The sequence below is a fragment of the Streptosporangium sp. NBC_01755 genome, from assembly GCF_035917995.1.
Classification (GTDB): domain Bacteria; phylum Actinomycetota; class Actinomycetes; order Streptosporangiales; family Streptosporangiaceae; genus Streptosporangium.
Window position 1 is genome coordinate 3,911,923 of the sequence record NZ_CP109131.1, and the last position, 15,246, is coordinate 3,927,168.

Below are 15,246 nucleotides of genomic sequence, written 5' to 3' on the forward strand. Positions count from 1 at the left end.
CGTTGTCGGCCCGCCTCCTGCGGGCCGACACGCCACACTGAACCCAACCCCCACGCAGAGGAGAACCGACCCGATGCTAACCGCTGAGCAGGCAGCCAAAGCGTCCAAGGACACGCTCCGCCAGGAGGTCTTATGGCTGCTGGACGAGAACACCCGCCTGACCCGGGAAGCCGCCCAGCAGGTGACATGGGAGCGTGAGCGCATCATGCGGGAGTGGACTCGCCGGGCCGCGAAACCGCCGGCGCGCACCGAGTGGATGGCGCCCACGAACCGGCTCGTTGTCGATGGCGACGGCCCGGCGTTCGGCACCCTCCACGTCCGCGACCCCGCCGTGCCGCCGCACCTGGCGCCGCCCACGACCCGCCGAGGACGCTACCTGTCGGGTGATGTGCGGGAGGCTGGCCCCGGCTCCTACATCGGCAAAGCCCTGTGTGGGTGGCCGATGATGGCTGACGAGTTGTGGTGTCCCGCCCGTGGGAGCCTGCAACACGCGGTGAACCACAACCGGGCGGGGCTGTGCTCGTGTGTGGAACTGTGCGGCATGTGCTCCTACCTGTCCGCCTGCCCCACGATCGAGGCCGCCTGGGAGGCGACGTGAGAGCCAAGCGCCCACCCCTGCTGGACCGCGCCCGCTGGTGGTGGATGTTCCGCGACGTCTGGGCCAACGACATCACCCTGGCCGCCTCTGGTGGACGCGTCTTCCTGGAGATGCACACCCGCTCCCGGTACAAGCGGTGCATCGTGGTGAAGACCACGCCCGACGAACTGCGCCTGCTGGCCGACCAGATCCGCGACATGCTCGACGACCCGGAGAAGATCGATGTCCAACTCTGACGGCGTCCTCGCCGCGATCGACGCCTGTCTTGAGGACTACGACGTCGGCCCCGACGCCATGAGGTGGGCGCCCGACGAGCTGGACCTGACCGCCGAAACAACTGTGCCAAACACAGATCTCCCCGAGTGGCAGTACGTGATCGTCGGGGCAGATCCCGCCGTGGTAGAGGTACGGCGCTACGGCCAGCCGTGGGGCGCCTACCTGCTCAACAGTTTCCCCGATGGGCCGCGCGAGTACATGGAGCGCACGGTGGCCGAGCATGGCGAAGAGACCGCCTTCTACGTGGACGAGGACGGGTGCCTCCTCGGCATTGAGGCCGTTGGAGCACTGCCCGGAACCGTCATCGCCACCACCAAGGAGACCCTGTGAGCCGCTCCAGGTACGACCGTGAAGCCGCATTCTTCGACCGCCTCCGTGCCCTCGACCAGCACCACCGAGTCTTGAGTGTGGCCCTCGCATGGTTGGTCTGCGTCGCTGCGAGCACACTGCTCATGGTTGGCCCCGCCGTGGGCTTGTTCGGCTTCGCCGCTATCGCTGGCCGTGATCCTGCGGGCGTGGAAGCGGCGGTGGCTATCGCGGGCGGCGGCGTGCTCGTCGGTTCTGCCCTCATGCTGCTGATGGGCGGGCGTAGGATTCCCGCCGACCCCCAGGAGGACCGTTGAACGAGGACCTGCCCGCCCGACTCCGCGCGGCGATCGAGCAGAGGAAAGCCCTCGCCGAAGCCGCCACCCAAGGCGAGTGGATCGACGACGGCGGCATCTACGTCGGCCACGAGATGAACGGAATCGTCGACCACGTCTATCAGGACGAAGACCAAGCGCACATCGTGGCCAACCAGCCGAGCGCGGTCCTCGCCCGATGCAAGGCAGATCTTGACACCCTCGACCGCTGCGAAAAGTACCTAGGCACTCCTCAAGAGGAGTCTTTCGCCATGCTGATGTGGCACGCTACCCGGCTGGCTGAAGCGACGATCACGGACCTCGCCAAGGGCTACAACATCACCGAGGAGGAGACGTGAGCAAGGCTCTGTGGATCGTCGACCTCGACGGCACTCTCGCTCTCCGAGGAGACCGCGACCCGTACGACTGGCACCGGGTAGGGGAGGACGCCCCGAACCCGCCTGTCGTCGCCGTCGTTCGGGCGCTGATCCTCGCCGGGCATCCGGTGGCGTACGTGTCCGGACGCAAGGAGCAGTGCCGATACCAGACCGAGGTGTGGCTGTGCGCCAACGTCGGCTACTGGGACGACGTCGAAGGCTTGTGGATGCGCGCCGACCACGACAACCGGCCCGACGTGCAGGTGAAGCACGACATCTACACCGAGCACTTCGCCCACCGGGAGATCGCCGGAGTCATCGACGACCGCGCGGCCGTGGTCCGCATGTGGCGTGAAGAGCTGGGCCTGACCGTCCTACAAGTCGCCGAGGGGAACTACTGACGAAGCGCCAAGAAGTCGCAGGTGGCACGAATGCGAACTGCGGAAACACGACACCCGGAATAGATTATCTCGGCTGATCGCTGAGACACGAAAGCGGCCCCCCGATCCCACACGGAGAGCCGCCCGCCCCACCTCGTCAGACCCCATCATCCCCAATGGTCTCCCGTAAGCGTACGACCTCGGGGAGGCCGCCAATGTCCGATCGAGTTTGCCTGGGCCGCTGCAACGGCGCCCAGCGCCGCAAGGCCGAAGACCACACCCGCGCCCTCGCCACCTGGCAGGCAGCCCTGGCCAGGTGGGTAGACGCCCCTGACGACACCCGCGGACCCGAACCCATCCGCCCTGTCGAACCCACCTACCGGTGGACCGCCGGCACCCCCATCTGGTGCCTGTCGGACTCCGCGGCGATCCGCTCAGCCCTCACCGACCTCGACGAGCAGATGGCGCTTCGCCTCATGGCCGGCGACGGGCACGGCTCCATCAACCTCAACGAGCGCGTCACCAGCTCACCCGAACCCGGATCCCCATCCCCTGCACACGACCAGCTCGACGAGCTCGTGCGGTGGATGAGGGAGTGGGAGAACGCCTACCGGGAGACCCAAGGCTGGCCTACAGCGCCGGTCCGGGGAGCGTCCGCTCCTGCTTTGACGTCGTCGGTCGCGTGGCACCTCTCCCACCTCGACGGGATCCTCGCCCACCCCGACACCGCCGAAGGGTTCGGCGTCGGCATCCTGTACTGGCACGCGCAGGTCACCGCCGCGGCGAAGACCAAGCCGAAGCGGAGCCACATCAAAGGGGTGCGCTGCCGCCAGTGCCACGTCGCGACCCTGTACCGGTTCGAAGACGAAGATGGCGAGGTCCGTGTGGAGTGCCGTAACCGGGGCTGCGGAGAGAACCGCGGCGGGCCGGCCGTGATGACGCTGGCCGAGTTCCAGGGGCACGTCCAGACCGAAGCTGACGCTGAGATTGCTCGGCGGGCATCGTGAGCGAGTCCTGCCCGACCTGCCGAGGCCGCGGGACTCTGCCCGACGCGAAGACGTGCGCTCTTGCCGACTGTGGGCGGGAGTTCCGATGGCAGGACGACGGGCGGGGGAGAGACCACCCGCGGGAGGATGCCGCGTACTGCTCAGCGTCGTGCCGGAGGGTCGCCGCCCAGCGCGCCTACCGCCGACGGCGAGCCGCGTGATCGCATCGCCCGGAGAGATGCGATCACATTTGGTTCGTTCGCCCGTCCTGCCCAGAAATGCAGGTGTGGTGGATCGGCCTTCCCAGTAGCGTTGCATGCAGTTCATCGGGCCTGGAGTCGGTGCGGGTCGAAGGACATCGGTTATCTCTTTCCAAGATTCCGCCGGTGTCTGCCTCCATATCCGCGCCTTCTCCCGGCTCGGTGAACTGGTCAGGTCTGGTGTTGGCACGGGTCGAAGCATCATCGGTTATCCACTGTTAATGGGGCGGTTGCGGGTTCGAGTCCCGCCGCAGGCTTCGGCCTGTGTAGCTCAATTGGCAGAGCACCAAAAATACCGGTGGGCGTCCCCATATCCGTGCCTTCACCTGACCTGATCGTTCGTCAGTCCTGTCGGCGGTGCGGGTCGAATCTCGATCGGTTATCGCCTCTGGAGCGGGTGACGCAGGTTCAAATCCTGCCGGGCCGACCACGTCGGCCTGTCGTCTAGCGGCCTAGGACGCCTAAACGCCGGTCGGAGTCCCCATATCCGCACCGTCGACAGGGCTGACGAGCAGGGGAGCGGGTCGAAGAACGTCGGTTATCGGGAACAATTTGTCGCGGGTTCGAATCCCGTCGCCGTGGCCTAGCTGCGGTGTAGCTCAGCCTGGTAGAGCGATTGTCAAAACCCCGGCGCTCATCACCACATCCGCTCCCCTTTCGCATATCCGCTCACAGGCGGGTCGAACGAAGGAGAGAGCACATGGCACGTGATCCGCTCGCGGGGATCTCCACGATCACAACCCCGCAGACGCAGCGCATCCCCGGCCGCACCGATCAGGTTCTCAACAACGCCGGCGGCTACGTGTTCGCCAAGGACACCTGGGAGCGCGTCGAGGACTTCATCCTGCTTGGAACATGTGGCGGCACGTACTACGTGGGTGAGGACAAGCTGACCGCGGACAACGCCGACGTGCTGTTCGTCGCGGTCGCCGAGGATGGGCCGCGCGTCGTCAACCTCATCGTGGCCATCTCCACCGCCCGGCCGCCCCGGGCGCCGAAGCCCCGCCCGGCCATCTTCGCTCTCGCCGCGGCGTTCGCCCGCGGCGACCTCGACACCCGCCAGGCCGTCAAGGCTGCTCTGCCGTTGGTGGTGCGGACCACGGATCATCTGGCGATGTTCGTCGGCTACCTGAAGAACCTCGGCGGCAAGGCATCCCGTAACGGGTCCGGCCTGGTCGTGGGCCGCGCCCTGCGGACGGCGCTCGCGTCGTGGTTCCTGCGGGACGAGCCCGACAACGTGGCGTTCCGGGCGTGCAAGGCGATGCAGCGCAAGACGCCGCAGGGTGAGGCGCTCGCGCTGCGGGACGTGCTGCGCATCGCCCACCCGAAGGCCGACACCGCGCAGCACAGGGCGCTGTTCGGCTGGATCGCAGGCAACGTCACCGACGACGAGGCTCGCGACGAGCTGCCCGCCGTCGACCGGTTCCTCACCGCGAAGGCCGTCACGTCTGTGGACGAGGCGATCCGCGTGGTGGGCGAGCTGCGGGTGCCGTGGGAGTTCCTGCCGGATGCGATGCTGCGCGAGCCCGCGGTGTGGGAGGCGCTGGTCGACACGGTCGGGATGACCGCGCTCATCCGCAACCTCGCCCGGATGACGCGGATCGGCGCCCTCAAGCCCATGGGTGACGCCACCGGCCGCGCTGTCGCGCGCCTCACGAACGGGGAGGCGATCGTCAGGGCGCGGATCCACCCGATGGACGCCTGGCTGGCCATGCGCGTCTACGCGTCCGGCACCGCCCAGCCGAACCCCCGCGCTGATGTCCAGACGTGGAAGCCTGTCCCGGCGATCCTCGACGCGTTGGAGGAGACCTACGAGCTGTCGTTCGGCGGCGTTGAGCCGTCCGGCAAGCGGCTCCTCGTCGCGGTCGACTCCTCAGGGTCGATGAGCGGCGGATGGGGCGGACGCCTCACCATGGGCGGGTCTCCGCTCGGCGCCCCCTACGAGGTGGGGTGCGCCATGGCGGTCATGCTGGCCCGCATCGAGCGCGGCAACGTGCACGTCATCGACGTCGACACGTCCGTCCACGCCTCCAAGGTGACGCCCCGCACGAACCTGCGGGAGATCGCCTCCTGGCGACCCTCCGGCGGCGGCACGAACCTCGCGCTGCCGTTCGACTGGGCGCGCCAGGAGCAGCTGAACGTGGACGGCATCGTCCTGTTCACCGACAACGAGACCTGGGCCGGCCGAACCCACGCCTCCCAGTCGCTCACCGCGTACCGCAAGGCCATCAACCCTGCGACGCGCGTCGTGGTCGCCGCGATGACCGCTGCCGGACACACAATCGGCGACCCGAACGACCCGGGCGTGCTGAACATGGCGGGCTTGGACGCGTCGCTGCCGATGGTCGTGAACGGCTTCATTCGAAGCTGATCCAATGGGTGCGTGAGGGCGGGGCTATCTGCCCTCACGCGTCTATTGGACAAAAAATCGATTTCCTGCAACGATGATCCGCAACCGCAGGTATGCCCTTTGGAGAGAGATCTCCGGAGGGCTTTTTTCATGTTCGGGGGTGCTTTGAACCCCGACGTGGATCCGGACATTGACCCGTCCGAAGTTGTCACTCCCTCGCAGGCCGCCGCCCGCTTCGGCGTCCCGGCCGGCACGGTCCGCTCGTGGATCTCCCGCCGCCGGATTAAGCCGATCGGCGCGATTGGCAGATACAACGTGTACGACTACCGGGTGCTGGCGAAGGTCGAGTTCGAGATGAACTATCAGCCTGATGAGGCTGAGGTCGCCTAGATAGTCCTAGACATTCCGAGACGCGCTCCTCTGGCGAGGGTGCGCCGGCTCCGTGCACGCTTCCCCGCGGTGCACGTCGAGCCTTGGGGGCTGGTTGGTCCTTGCGCGAGGGCGCCGACCAGCCCCCCACCAAGACGCGCACCCTTCCTGGCGGGTGGGTGTGCCGCGTGTCGCTGAGCAATGTGGAGCCCCCTTCACGCTCGCCGCGCGACTCCGGTACGGCCTGGCCTGAGGGCATGGGGGTGCCCAGCGGACGGTCAGGCCGTACCGGAACAACACCGCGAAACACCCCCGATGGAGAACGCTCATGAAGGTCTACCTAGCCACCAGCGGCACGTACTCCAGCTACCGAGTACACGGCGTGTACGCCCGCCGAGAGGACGCTGAAGCGTACGAATTCAGCGAGAACGTCGATGAGTACGAGCTGCTGGAGAGCCCGCAAGAGGTCCGGTCCTGGCACAGGCTGTTCTGGTACCCAGACAATCCCGAGGGCGAATACGAGCGTGAGGGCTTCTTCATGGGCCCCTACAAGACTCGCAACCCCGACGAGATGATGCCTGTCCGCATGGACTATGACGGCCGCTGGGAGCGGGTCGAACACCGCTGGAAAGGCGGTTACGGCGATCGCGGCTCCGGCGTGCTGGAGGTCCAAGGGTGGGACATTGAGCGCGTCCGGAAGGTGTTCGGGGAACTCCGCGCAGAGTGGCTGAACTGCAAGGCGCTCGGCATGGTGTGGGACCCGCGCGACACGAAGTGGACGCCCGGCGAGGTGGACGCCTGATGCGTATTCAGATCTTTCCCCTGCCTCATGTTGTCGTCGGCGAGGTTGTTGAGCAGCCGTTCGCGCTCGTCGTGGACCAGTACGACGCGCCGACCACCGAGGAAGAGTTCGACCGGTGGCAGCACTTCAAGCAGGAGTGCGGAGCCCGCGCGGTGCTCGTGACCCCGGAAACGGTCGAGGTCGTAGACCGGTACGCAGAACCCGCAGCGCCGCAAGAGCCGGTGTCGGGCAACGCGGACGCACTGCGGGACTTGGCACGCCTCGCCGAGTACGTGTACGACAACTTCCCCGACGGCGCCGCTCAAGGTGGCGGCACGATCGTGGATGTGGCCATGCGGCTGCTCGGCGAGTTGCCTCATCACCGTGACGCGGGGAAGCTGACCGCTGGGTGGCCGAAACTCCATCGGGACCGCTCCGAGGACGACGCGTGATGGCCCGCTGCATGCTCCGCTACCAGGTGGTCGTGAACGACCGGCCGCAGGGGTTCAAGCTCGGCGGGAACCCGGTTCACGTGGAAGCCGCACGTCTCGGCGCTGGACCGCAGGCTCAGCATCTCGTGGAGTTCTGGGCAGAAGGTCGTCGTCTCGACGGCACGGAGATCGAGCGGACGTTCCAGGTATTCGGCACCGGTCACCCGTTGCCCGAGGGGGCACGCTGGTGGGGGACCACCGCCCGCACTCCGGAAGGGCTCGTCTGGCACCTGTACGAGGTGCCCAGCGGTGAGGGGCAGGGGCAGGGCTGATGGCCATCCACGCCGATTCCGTAGAGGAAGCGTTGCGCACCATCACGCTCCCGCCCGGCCCCGCGCTCCTGTACGTGACCGAGGGCGACAACCCTACGATCACCGTCCTCGATCGGGCCGACCCCGACTTGATGCGGCATCGGGACCGGGCTATCTGCCGGGCGCTCCTGGTGTACGTCGTCGAAGACATGGACACGCCGTGAACGTCCTCCGCCGTGCTTGGCGTGTCCTCGCAGACACGCCCACCAGCAAAGCCGCCGACGCCTGGACCCGGCTGCACACCGCGCTCAAGATGGGCCAGAGCGAACTGGTGACGGTCAACATGTCGGACACCGTCATCCGTGAGGAAGCCGCGCCTGGCGAGCCGGCCGCCCGAGGTGCGCGACGGACGGAATGCTCCTTCGTCAACGAGCTGGGGAATCATATTTTGGTTGACTCCCGGCTCGACGGCTCGGAAGTCACCATGGTGATCTCCGGACCCGCCAGCGTTTGTGAGAACACAGTCACAATCATGGAGGCCTTGGAGGTGCACCGGCAGCTCGGGTATCTCCTGGCCACCCAAATACGTCTCGCACGGCACCCCGCAGTGCCGCGCCGTGGGGGAGTCGTGAAGCTGCTGAAGCTCTGGCGAGCGCGCCGCGAGGTCGACGTCGACGAGCACGGGCTACAGATCGTCCAGAGCGACGCTGAGGTGTTGAAGAGAGCCCGACCAGACCGCCCACCAGGATGGTGAGCCGAGTGGATGGCGGTGAACGAACGATGACCGTCCTGACACCGGGGAGCGTCCGCGAGGTCGCGGCGTGGATCAAGCGGTGGCGCCCAGACGACCTGGTGGACGTCGAGGTGGCGCCCGTACCGAGGATCACCGTGCAGACGACCGGGCGGCCCTTGGTGTACGAGGCTGACTCCATCCGACGCCTCACCCTCCGCTGACCCCCAAGAGCTTCCGCGAAAGCGGATCCGCGCTGCCGTGATGGCAGCGCTCCAACCGCGCGAGATGCGCACCGTCGAGATGACAAGGAGGGCAAGATGCCCAAGGAGAACACCGACTGCATCGCCGGGACCGGACTACGAACCGAAGTCAGCTGGTGGCCCGGCGACACCGGGCACGTGCAGATCGCCACGATCAACCAGAGCAGCGAGATGAAGCTGGAAGACGGCGGAACCCCGGACAACCCCGAAGGGCTGTTCTACGGCTGGCACGCCACCCTCGACCGCGAAGGCATCAACCGGATCATCCGGTCCCTGCGCAAGGCCCGCGACTCCGTCTACGGGAGGGATGAGTGAGCACAGCCGACGCTGACGCGTTGAGCGAGCGGATCTCCCACGCCTTGGCGGAAGCCATTAAGGCGGGGGAGATCCCCGGTGGCGGCATGCCTGACAAGTTCGTTCTCGTCGGAACCAGCATCGACGAGGACGGCGGTCACCGCATGATCTTCTCCGCCAACAACGGCGCCCGCAGCATGGAAACGCTCGGGCTGCTCGACGGGGGACAGGCTGTGTGGAGGTCGGAGTTCGTGGACTGGGTGCGCGGCACCGAAGACTGAGCGATCTGCCTGCCGCTGATCCGTTTCGGTGTACAAAACGCCCACTCGAAATGCCCGCTAAGCCGTTTTCAGCCCAGTCCATAGCGGGTCCGACTGGTAGAATTAGAACGACAGTTCTTCAACACGAAGAACCCCGGCGACGGTGGTAGCCGTCCCGGGGTATGGCCGATCCACGTAGGAGATCGACAGTGCACAACGGTACTTCCTTCAACCCCGAGGACGACAACCGGGGTGAAAATCAGGAACTCCAGATCTTCGACAACGGAGAGTTCCATCTGGAGATCACCATCGTTGGCGACAGCTTCATCGTCAACGCGCCGGGCCTCGCCAAGGCACTCGGCAACCGAGACGCCAGCAACATGCTGGCCAACCTCGACGAGGATGAGAAGGGGTACTTTCTAGCCAGTACCCCCGGCGGCGAGCAGACCGTCTGGCACGCGAAGGAACCCGGCTTCTACCGGCTGATCGGACAGCGCCAGGTTGGCCGGATCAAGAACCCCGCTGTCAAGGATCAGGTCGAGCGCTTCCAGCGATGGGTGTTCCACGATGTGATCCCGTCGATCCGCAAGACCGGGCAGTACCGCCAGCAGTTGAGCCGCAAGGACCTCGCTCGCCAGTGGTACGAAGCCGAGGAGCGCGCCGAGCTTGAGGCTGCTCGTGCCGACAGGGAGCACGCCGCCCGCATGATCGAGGCCGCCGGACGTGAGGCCGCCGAGGAAGAGATCCAGATCCTCGGGCCGAAGGCCGCCGCCGCTGACCACCACCGATCCGCCGACGGGCTCATGACCTTGTCGGACTTCGCGAACAAGCTCAAGGCGTGGTCGATTCAGAACCTCGGGATCCGCATCCTCCAGAAGGACGTCTTCGACTTCCTCGGCGAGATCGGCCTCATCTGCCGAGGCAACACGATCCGCAACAACCGCCCCAAGTCCTTCGCCACCGACCGGGACTTCATCCGGGAGAAGGAAACCGAGTACGAGGACAAGAACGGCAACCTGCGGATCAGCTACTCCTCCCGCCTCACCCCGCCCGGCGACGGATGGGCGTGGGACCGGGCCGTGAAGCGCCTCGACGAGACCGGTTCCCTTCGCAAGCCCCTCGGAGGTGTCGCGTGAACAGCGACGTCACCCTCTCTGTCAGCGAGTCCAAGGGGCCGATCCCTGCCCGCCTCAACCGCTACACCGACCCGACTGGCGAGACGGTCGAGTACAAGAGCGAAGGCCGCGCCACGGCGTGCCCTGGCTGCGGTCAGCCTCCGGTCGAGGGCGAGATCATCACGAAGATCTTCTTCCGGTGGTGGCACGGCGACTGCGGCGCCAAGCACCTGCGAGAGTCCGGCGCCAACCACGCGTGGGTTGCCCTCGGACTCCAGTTGGAGCGCGCCCCGTCGAAGTTCACCAACGCTGAAACCAAGGCCATCGTGCGCAACCTGCTTCGCATGTGCGGCTCGTACGCCCTCGCTGGTGAGGACGACGAGGAAGAGCCTGAGTACGTCGGCGGCTCCGAGATCACGCCGGGCCTGAGGGTGATCGAGGGAGGCCGCCATGAGGGTCCTGATCCGTGGGAGTCGGCCAGCGTCGAGTAGTTCGTGATCTTCGGTCCGGCCATGCAGGTCCACATCTGGTCTGGCCGGACCGAGCAACACCCGGGCGGGCGGCTTCGGCCTCCTCATTCGAGACGCGGCCTCCTGGGCCGCCCGCCTGGCACCACCACCGAACCCATGGAGCTTCATGACACCCGAGGGCACCGCCGGAGACGATGACTGGAACTGGCCGGATCGCGATTAATCCTTCCTCCGGCCGCCGCCGACCTGCTCACGGAGACCGACCCTGCCCAGATCACGGCGTGCGCCCACTGCGCACACGACCTTTGACCGGGAGGGCCAGTGCCTCTCACGCCTGAGCAGCACGAAGCGGATGCTCAGCTTCGCGCCGCGATCGAAGCGGTCGTGCGGGCGTTCGAGTTGGCGCCAGACCATGAGCTGATCACGGACTACGTCGTCGCCGGGGTCGCTGTGTCGATGGCTGATGAGCATGAGGGTGAGACGCAGATGTTCTGCGCGATGCCCGGCGGGAGCCTCCCGCACTACAAGGTCCTCGGGCTGCTGCGGCAGGCGCAGATCTTCTACGAGAACGACATCTGACCCCCGACCCCCTGGAGATCTCCATGAGCCAGCGTGTTCCCCAGGTGAGCGACCTCGTTCACTACACGTCGTACGGCACGCCCAATGGCGAGTACCCGAGCGTCTGCCGCGCTGCCGTGGTCACTGAGGTGCCCCCGCATTCCGTCGGCGTGGGCGAGGCCGACGGCTGGACCGTCAGTCTGTGCGTGCTCAACCCCGAGGGCATGTTCTTCAACCGCGCTGTTCAGCAGTCCGATGGCGCGGAGACTCCCGGTTCGCCCGAGTGCCCCAATGCCTGGTCGCACGGCAACCCGTTCCGCTACTGCGCATGCGGGTGGATCGAGGCGTCGCACCGTGGCGGCACCTGGCATTGGCCTGAGCGCGTCTGACCTTCCCCCTTCCCGTCCCCCAGGGAGTACGACCATGACCGCCGAGATCACCGAGACGCCCACAGGCCGTCAGATCCTCGACACTCCGATGCAGCCCGACGGCAACGACGTTGACGCAGCGACTATCAGGGAGTACCTGGTGACGCTCCTGGCCACCGTCTGGCGACAGCGCGAAGGGTTCAGCGGCAAACGCCCCTTCGGTAACTCCGACTGGACATTGCACCTGTACGGAGCCCTCATCAAGGCGGGCCACATCAGCGGCGAGTACGACGAGGACGGCTACCTGCTAGAGGTCGACGACGCGACGGGTAATAAGCTCATTGCTTCCGCGATCCAAGCACTCGCGGGGGAAGACCATTGAGCACCGACTGATGGACTTCCCGACCGCTTGGGAGATCGCCCGCGCGACACCGGTTGCTGAGCATGATCCTGATTGCTCGTACGCCCTCCACAACGGCGGCTTCCTGTGTGACTGCCACGTCCTGACCCGGCATCCGCAATACCTCGCCGACTACGGCGACGAGTCGCCTGCTCCTGTCGGTGCCCGGATCGACGGCGAGGACTACTCCGCCGTACCCACCCTGACCTGACCTGATCACCACCTGAAGGGCCGTCCACCGGGCGGCCCTATTTTCATGCCCAAAGGAGAGGCCCCGATGGCTATCCGCCTGCCCACCGCCGCCCGCAACGCCGCCGCTGACGCCATCGTGGACCTCGCTGACGCCGGGTCCGGCGCCGCCGTCATGGAGATCCGGTCCGGCTCCCAGCCCGCCTCGGCGAACGACAGCGCGTCCGGCACGCTGCTGGCCACGGTGACTCTCGCTGACCCCGCGTTCGGGGCGGCCAGCACGGGCGTCGCCTCCCTGTCCGGCACCCCGCTCTCCGCGACCGGTGCCGCAGATGGCACAGCAGGCTGGTTCCGCATCAAGGACAGCGCCGCCGCGACCGTGCTGGACGGGTCGGTGACCGTGACCGGCGGCGGTGGGGACCTGACCTTGAACACCACCACGATCAGCACCGGGGTCGACTTCGAATTGACCTCCGGCACCATCACGATGCCTGCGGGTTGATTCCGTGTCGTCGCTCTCCAACGGCTTCGAGGGCGGCACCAACGCGACGACGATCACCGTCGGCAACAGCGGCGGCACGTCCGGCGACGCATTCGGCGCCGTCACTATCGACGGCGGAAACGCCCTGGTCTACGACGCCACCCTGGCAGCACACGGCAGCGTGTCCGGCAAGGTATCCACCGGCGTCACCTCCGGCAGCGCGTACGTCGCGTGGACCTCCGGCATCCCTGGCACATCAGCCAGCTTGTGGTCCCGTGCGTACTACCGTTTCGCCGCCAACCCGTCCGCCGCGGTCAATATCCTGAGGATCCTCAGCGGCAGCAACGGGATCATGGGATCGATCCGGGTCAACGGCTCCGGCACGATCGGCATGCTGTACGGGTCCGGCACGCTCGCCGGAACCTCCACCGTCACCATCACCCCCGGCGCATGGTTCCGGGTCGAGGTCATGGTTACTGCCGGGGGCGTCGGCGTCGGCGTTATGACCTGCCGTATTTTCCTCACCCCGGATGCCACCACCCCCGACGAGACATTGGCGATCAGCGGCGTCAACACCGGCGCCGTCAACCCGAGCAGGCTCCGCGTCGGCGTCGTCTCCAACCTGGCCAGCGTCTCCCCGTTCAACTTCGACGACCTCGCCGTGAGCGACGTCGACTGGGTCGGCCCCGTAGCCGGTAGCGGATCAGTCGAGGGCGCCCTGGCCGCTACCCTGCCTGCTCTGACCGGCTCAGCAGCGGGGACCATCACCGCATCCGGATCACTCACCGGCGCCCTGCCCGTGCTCACCGCTTCGGCTACCGGCACGATCACGGTCACGGGGACCACCCAGGCCACCCTTCCGGCACTCACCGCCGCCCTGACCGGTGACGTCACCGCAACGGGCGCCCTCGACGCCACACTCCCCGCGCTCACCGCCGACCTCGCGGGCACGGTCGAAGTGTCCGGCGTGGCCGGCACCCTCACCGGCACCCTGCCTGCAGCCCAAGGCGCAGCTACCGGCGCGGCCACCGTCAGCGGCGAGGTCACAGCAGCCCTGCCCGCGGTGACCGGCTCTACCACCGGTACCGTCACGGCCGCCGGCCAGATGGCCAGCATGTTGCCCGCCGTACAGGGAGACTTCACCGCCGCCGCCCAGGTGGCTGGCCAACTCGCGGGAGCTCTGCCTGCACCCGCCGCGAACATGGCTGGCGGGGTCACCGCCCAGGGCGACCTGGCGGGCGTGCTGCCTGCCGCCACCGGAGCGCTCGCGGGCGGCGTGACCGTTTCCGGTCAACTCGCTGGTGTGCTCCCCGCTGTCGTCGGCGACTTCACGAGCGCTGCGGGCGGCGTTGAAGGCGTACTGGCGGGAACTCTTCCGTCGGTGGCCGGATCGTTCACTGGCCACCTCGGCACGACAGGCCATCTCACCGCCACCCTGCCCACCGTCGAGGGGACCTTCGGCGGCGCTGTGGACGGCGGCAGCGGAATCCTCTCCGGAACCCCGCCCGCGCTGGCGGGCGGCTTCAACGCCACGGTCACGGCGCGCGGTGACCTCGCTGGGATGCTCCCGGCCGTGACTGGGTCGCTCACGGGCGTGGTGGAGTCCGCGGGCGGCGTGCTCGCCGGCGCGCTGCCAGCCCTCCGCGGTGAGTTCACTGGCCGGGCCCGCGTGTCAGGTCTAGCCGCCGCAGCCCTGCCCGCCATCACCAGCGTCATGCAAGGCGACTCCGTCATCACCGCCGACCTCGCCGGGGTCCTGCCGTCATTGGCGGGCAGCATGGCCGGTCAGGTCATCACCCCGACAGGTGTCCTATCCGGCGCCCTACCCGCCGTTGTGGGCGCGTTCCAGGGCGTCTCGGACGCCGTTGCGGAGCCCGACATCACCATCCGCCTCGGCGCATCCCGCCGAGCCTGGTCTACGGCCACCTCACGCAGGGCATGGGCTGGCCGCTCGACTCGCGGTTGGTCCGCCGACAGTCAGTAAGGGGGAGCGGTGGCGATCGAGCACTACCCGCGTGAGACGTCGGAGTATCTGCCCGTCGTCGTCGACGGAGACGAAGACCTCAACACGCTGGTGGTGGAGATGTCCGTCGTCGCGTACGGGATCCGCCCCACGATGTGGGTGTCCGCCCAGTGGGATGTCGACGACGACGGCGCGACGATTGCGAAGGTGAAGATCGGGCCGGGCAGCTCGTTCGACTTCAGTGCGTCGCCGGGCACGAAGGTGCCGTGGGTGCGGGTCACCACCTCCGACGAGGTGCCCGTCCTTGAGGGCGATCCGATCCAGATCACTTGATCTGGGCTCCTCGATACCCCATTTCGTCACTCTCGGTATAACTTCTAACGGGCGGGATAAACCGAGGTGGCTACCGTCCGTAG

The 15,246-nt window shown here is 67.2% G+C and carries 26 protein-coding genes; all 26 read left to right on the forward strand.

The features are described from left to right. Window positions 1-73: 73 nt before the first annotated feature. The gene (locus OG884_RS18630; RefSeq protein WP_326646646.1) at window positions 74-598 is read left to right on the forward strand and encodes a hypothetical protein; all 525 of its coding nucleotides are present in this window, start codon (window positions 74-76) and stop codon (window positions 596-598) included. Further along, complete coding sequence (locus OG884_RS18635; RefSeq protein ID WP_326646647.1) at window positions 595-834, forward strand: hypothetical protein; 240 nt, start codon at window positions 595-597, stop codon at window positions 832-834. Before OG884_RS18630 ends, OG884_RS18635 begins: the two co-directional genes overlap by 4 nt. After that, on the forward strand, window positions 821-1,204 hold the full coding sequence (locus OG884_RS18640) for a hypothetical protein (protein WP_326646648.1): 384 nt from the start codon (window positions 821-823) through the stop codon (window positions 1,202-1,204). The genes OG884_RS18635 and OG884_RS18640 overlap by 14 nt, the downstream gene beginning before the upstream one ends. Beyond that, window positions 1,201-1,497, forward strand: coding sequence for a hypothetical protein (locus tag OG884_RS18645; protein ID WP_326646649.1), 297 nt, complete (start codon window positions 1,201-1,203; stop codon window positions 1,495-1,497). Before OG884_RS18640 ends, OG884_RS18645 begins: the two co-directional genes overlap by 4 nt. Next, on the forward strand, window positions 1,494-1,853 hold the full coding sequence (locus OG884_RS18650; RefSeq protein WP_326646651.1) for a DUF6221 family protein: 360 nt from the start codon (window positions 1,494-1,496) through the stop codon (window positions 1,851-1,853). Before OG884_RS18645 ends, OG884_RS18650 begins: the two co-directional genes overlap by 4 nt. Further along, window positions 1,850-2,272 (forward strand): phosphatase domain-containing protein, encoded by a 423-nt coding sequence (locus tag OG884_RS18655; protein WP_326646652.1) that lies wholly within the window; start codon window positions 1,850-1,852, stop codon window positions 2,270-2,272. The genes OG884_RS18650 and OG884_RS18655 overlap by 4 nt, the downstream gene beginning before the upstream one ends. A gap of 194 nt (window positions 2,273-2,466) precedes the next feature. After that, window positions 2,467-3,258: a hypothetical protein gene (locus tag OG884_RS18660; protein ID WP_326646654.1), complete on the forward strand. Its 792-nt coding sequence runs from the start codon at window positions 2,467-2,469 to the stop codon at window positions 3,256-3,258. A 939-nt stretch (window positions 3,259-4,197) separates the two neighbouring features. Beyond that, window positions 4,198-5,868 (forward strand): TROVE domain-containing protein, encoded by a 1,671-nt coding sequence (locus OG884_RS18665; protein WP_326646655.1) that lies wholly within the window; start codon window positions 4,198-4,200, stop codon window positions 5,866-5,868. 99 nt (window positions 5,869-5,967) lie between these two features. Continuing rightward, complete coding sequence (locus tag OG884_RS18670; protein ID WP_326646656.1) at window positions 5,968-6,237, forward strand: helix-turn-helix domain-containing protein; 270 nt, start codon at window positions 5,968-5,970, stop codon at window positions 6,235-6,237. Between the two features lie 307 nt (window positions 6,238-6,544). Then, window positions 6,545-7,018, forward strand: coding sequence for a hypothetical protein (locus OG884_RS18675; protein ID WP_326642930.1), 474 nt, complete (start codon window positions 6,545-6,547; stop codon window positions 7,016-7,018). Next, window positions 7,018-7,449, forward strand: a complete 432-nt coding sequence (locus tag OG884_RS18680; RefSeq protein ID WP_326646657.1) for a hypothetical protein — start codon at window positions 7,018-7,020, stop codon at window positions 7,447-7,449. The genes OG884_RS18675 and OG884_RS18680 overlap by 1 nt, the downstream gene beginning before the upstream one ends. Continuing rightward, window positions 7,449-7,760: a DUF7352 domain-containing protein gene (locus tag OG884_RS18685; RefSeq protein WP_442811729.1), complete on the forward strand. Its 312-nt coding sequence runs from the start codon at window positions 7,449-7,451 to the stop codon at window positions 7,758-7,760. Before OG884_RS18680 ends, OG884_RS18685 begins: the two co-directional genes overlap by 1 nt. After that, on the forward strand, window positions 7,760-7,963 hold the full coding sequence (locus OG884_RS18690; protein WP_326646660.1) for a hypothetical protein: 204 nt from the start codon (window positions 7,760-7,762) through the stop codon (window positions 7,961-7,963). The genes OG884_RS18685 and OG884_RS18690 overlap by 1 nt, the downstream gene beginning before the upstream one ends. Then, on the forward strand, window positions 7,960-8,493 hold the full coding sequence (locus OG884_RS18695) for a hypothetical protein (RefSeq protein ID WP_326646662.1): 534 nt from the start codon (window positions 7,960-7,962) through the stop codon (window positions 8,491-8,493). The genes OG884_RS18690 and OG884_RS18695 overlap by 4 nt, the downstream gene beginning before the upstream one ends. A gap of 26 nt (window positions 8,494-8,519) precedes the next feature. Further along, on the forward strand, window positions 8,520-8,693 hold the full coding sequence (locus OG884_RS18700) for a hypothetical protein (RefSeq protein WP_326646663.1): 174 nt from the start codon (window positions 8,520-8,522) through the stop codon (window positions 8,691-8,693). A 96-nt stretch (window positions 8,694-8,789) separates the two neighbouring features. Next, window positions 8,790-9,047, forward strand: a complete 258-nt coding sequence (locus OG884_RS18705) for a hypothetical protein (RefSeq protein ID WP_326646664.1) — start codon at window positions 8,790-8,792, stop codon at window positions 9,045-9,047. Next, a complete protein-coding gene (locus OG884_RS18710) occupies window positions 9,044-9,307 on the forward strand; it encodes a hypothetical protein (protein ID WP_326646665.1) in 264 nt (87 codons plus the stop codon). The genes OG884_RS18705 and OG884_RS18710 overlap by 4 nt, the downstream gene beginning before the upstream one ends. Window positions 9,308-9,495: 188 nt before the next feature. Next, the gene (locus OG884_RS18715) at window positions 9,496-10,422 is read left to right on the forward strand and encodes a phage antirepressor (RefSeq protein ID WP_326646666.1); all 927 of its coding nucleotides are present in this window, start codon (window positions 9,496-9,498) and stop codon (window positions 10,420-10,422) included. After that, the gene (locus OG884_RS18720; RefSeq protein ID WP_326646667.1) at window positions 10,419-10,892 is read left to right on the forward strand and encodes a hypothetical protein; all 474 of its coding nucleotides are present in this window, start codon (window positions 10,419-10,421) and stop codon (window positions 10,890-10,892) included. The genes OG884_RS18715 and OG884_RS18720 overlap by 4 nt, the downstream gene beginning before the upstream one ends. Window positions 10,893-11,192: 300 nt before the next feature. After that, a complete protein-coding gene (locus tag OG884_RS18725) occupies window positions 11,193-11,450 on the forward strand; it encodes a hypothetical protein (protein WP_326642921.1) in 258 nt (85 codons plus the stop codon). 23 nt (window positions 11,451-11,473) lie between these two features. After that, window positions 11,474-11,818: a hypothetical protein gene (locus tag OG884_RS18730; protein ID WP_326642919.1), complete on the forward strand. Its 345-nt coding sequence runs from the start codon at window positions 11,474-11,476 to the stop codon at window positions 11,816-11,818. Between the two features lie 34 nt (window positions 11,819-11,852). After that, complete coding sequence (locus OG884_RS18735; RefSeq protein ID WP_326646668.1) at window positions 11,853-12,179, forward strand: hypothetical protein; 327 nt, start codon at window positions 11,853-11,855, stop codon at window positions 12,177-12,179. 10 nt (window positions 12,180-12,189) lie between these two features. Then, window positions 12,190-12,408, forward strand: coding sequence for a hypothetical protein (locus OG884_RS18740; RefSeq protein ID WP_326646669.1), 219 nt, complete (start codon window positions 12,190-12,192; stop codon window positions 12,406-12,408). Window positions 12,409-12,474: 66 nt separating this feature from the next. Further along, a complete protein-coding gene (locus OG884_RS18745; protein WP_326646670.1) occupies window positions 12,475-12,888 on the forward strand; it encodes a hypothetical protein in 414 nt (137 codons plus the stop codon). A gap of 4 nt (window positions 12,889-12,892) precedes the next feature. Continuing rightward, the gene (locus tag OG884_RS18750) at window positions 12,893-14,851 is read left to right on the forward strand and encodes a hypothetical protein (RefSeq protein WP_326646671.1); all 1,959 of its coding nucleotides are present in this window, start codon (window positions 12,893-12,895) and stop codon (window positions 14,849-14,851) included. Between the two features lie 9 nt (window positions 14,852-14,860). Beyond that, window positions 14,861-15,163, forward strand: a complete 303-nt coding sequence (locus OG884_RS18755) for a hypothetical protein (RefSeq protein ID WP_326642907.1) — start codon at window positions 14,861-14,863, stop codon at window positions 15,161-15,163. Window positions 15,164-15,246: the final 83 nt, after the last annotated feature.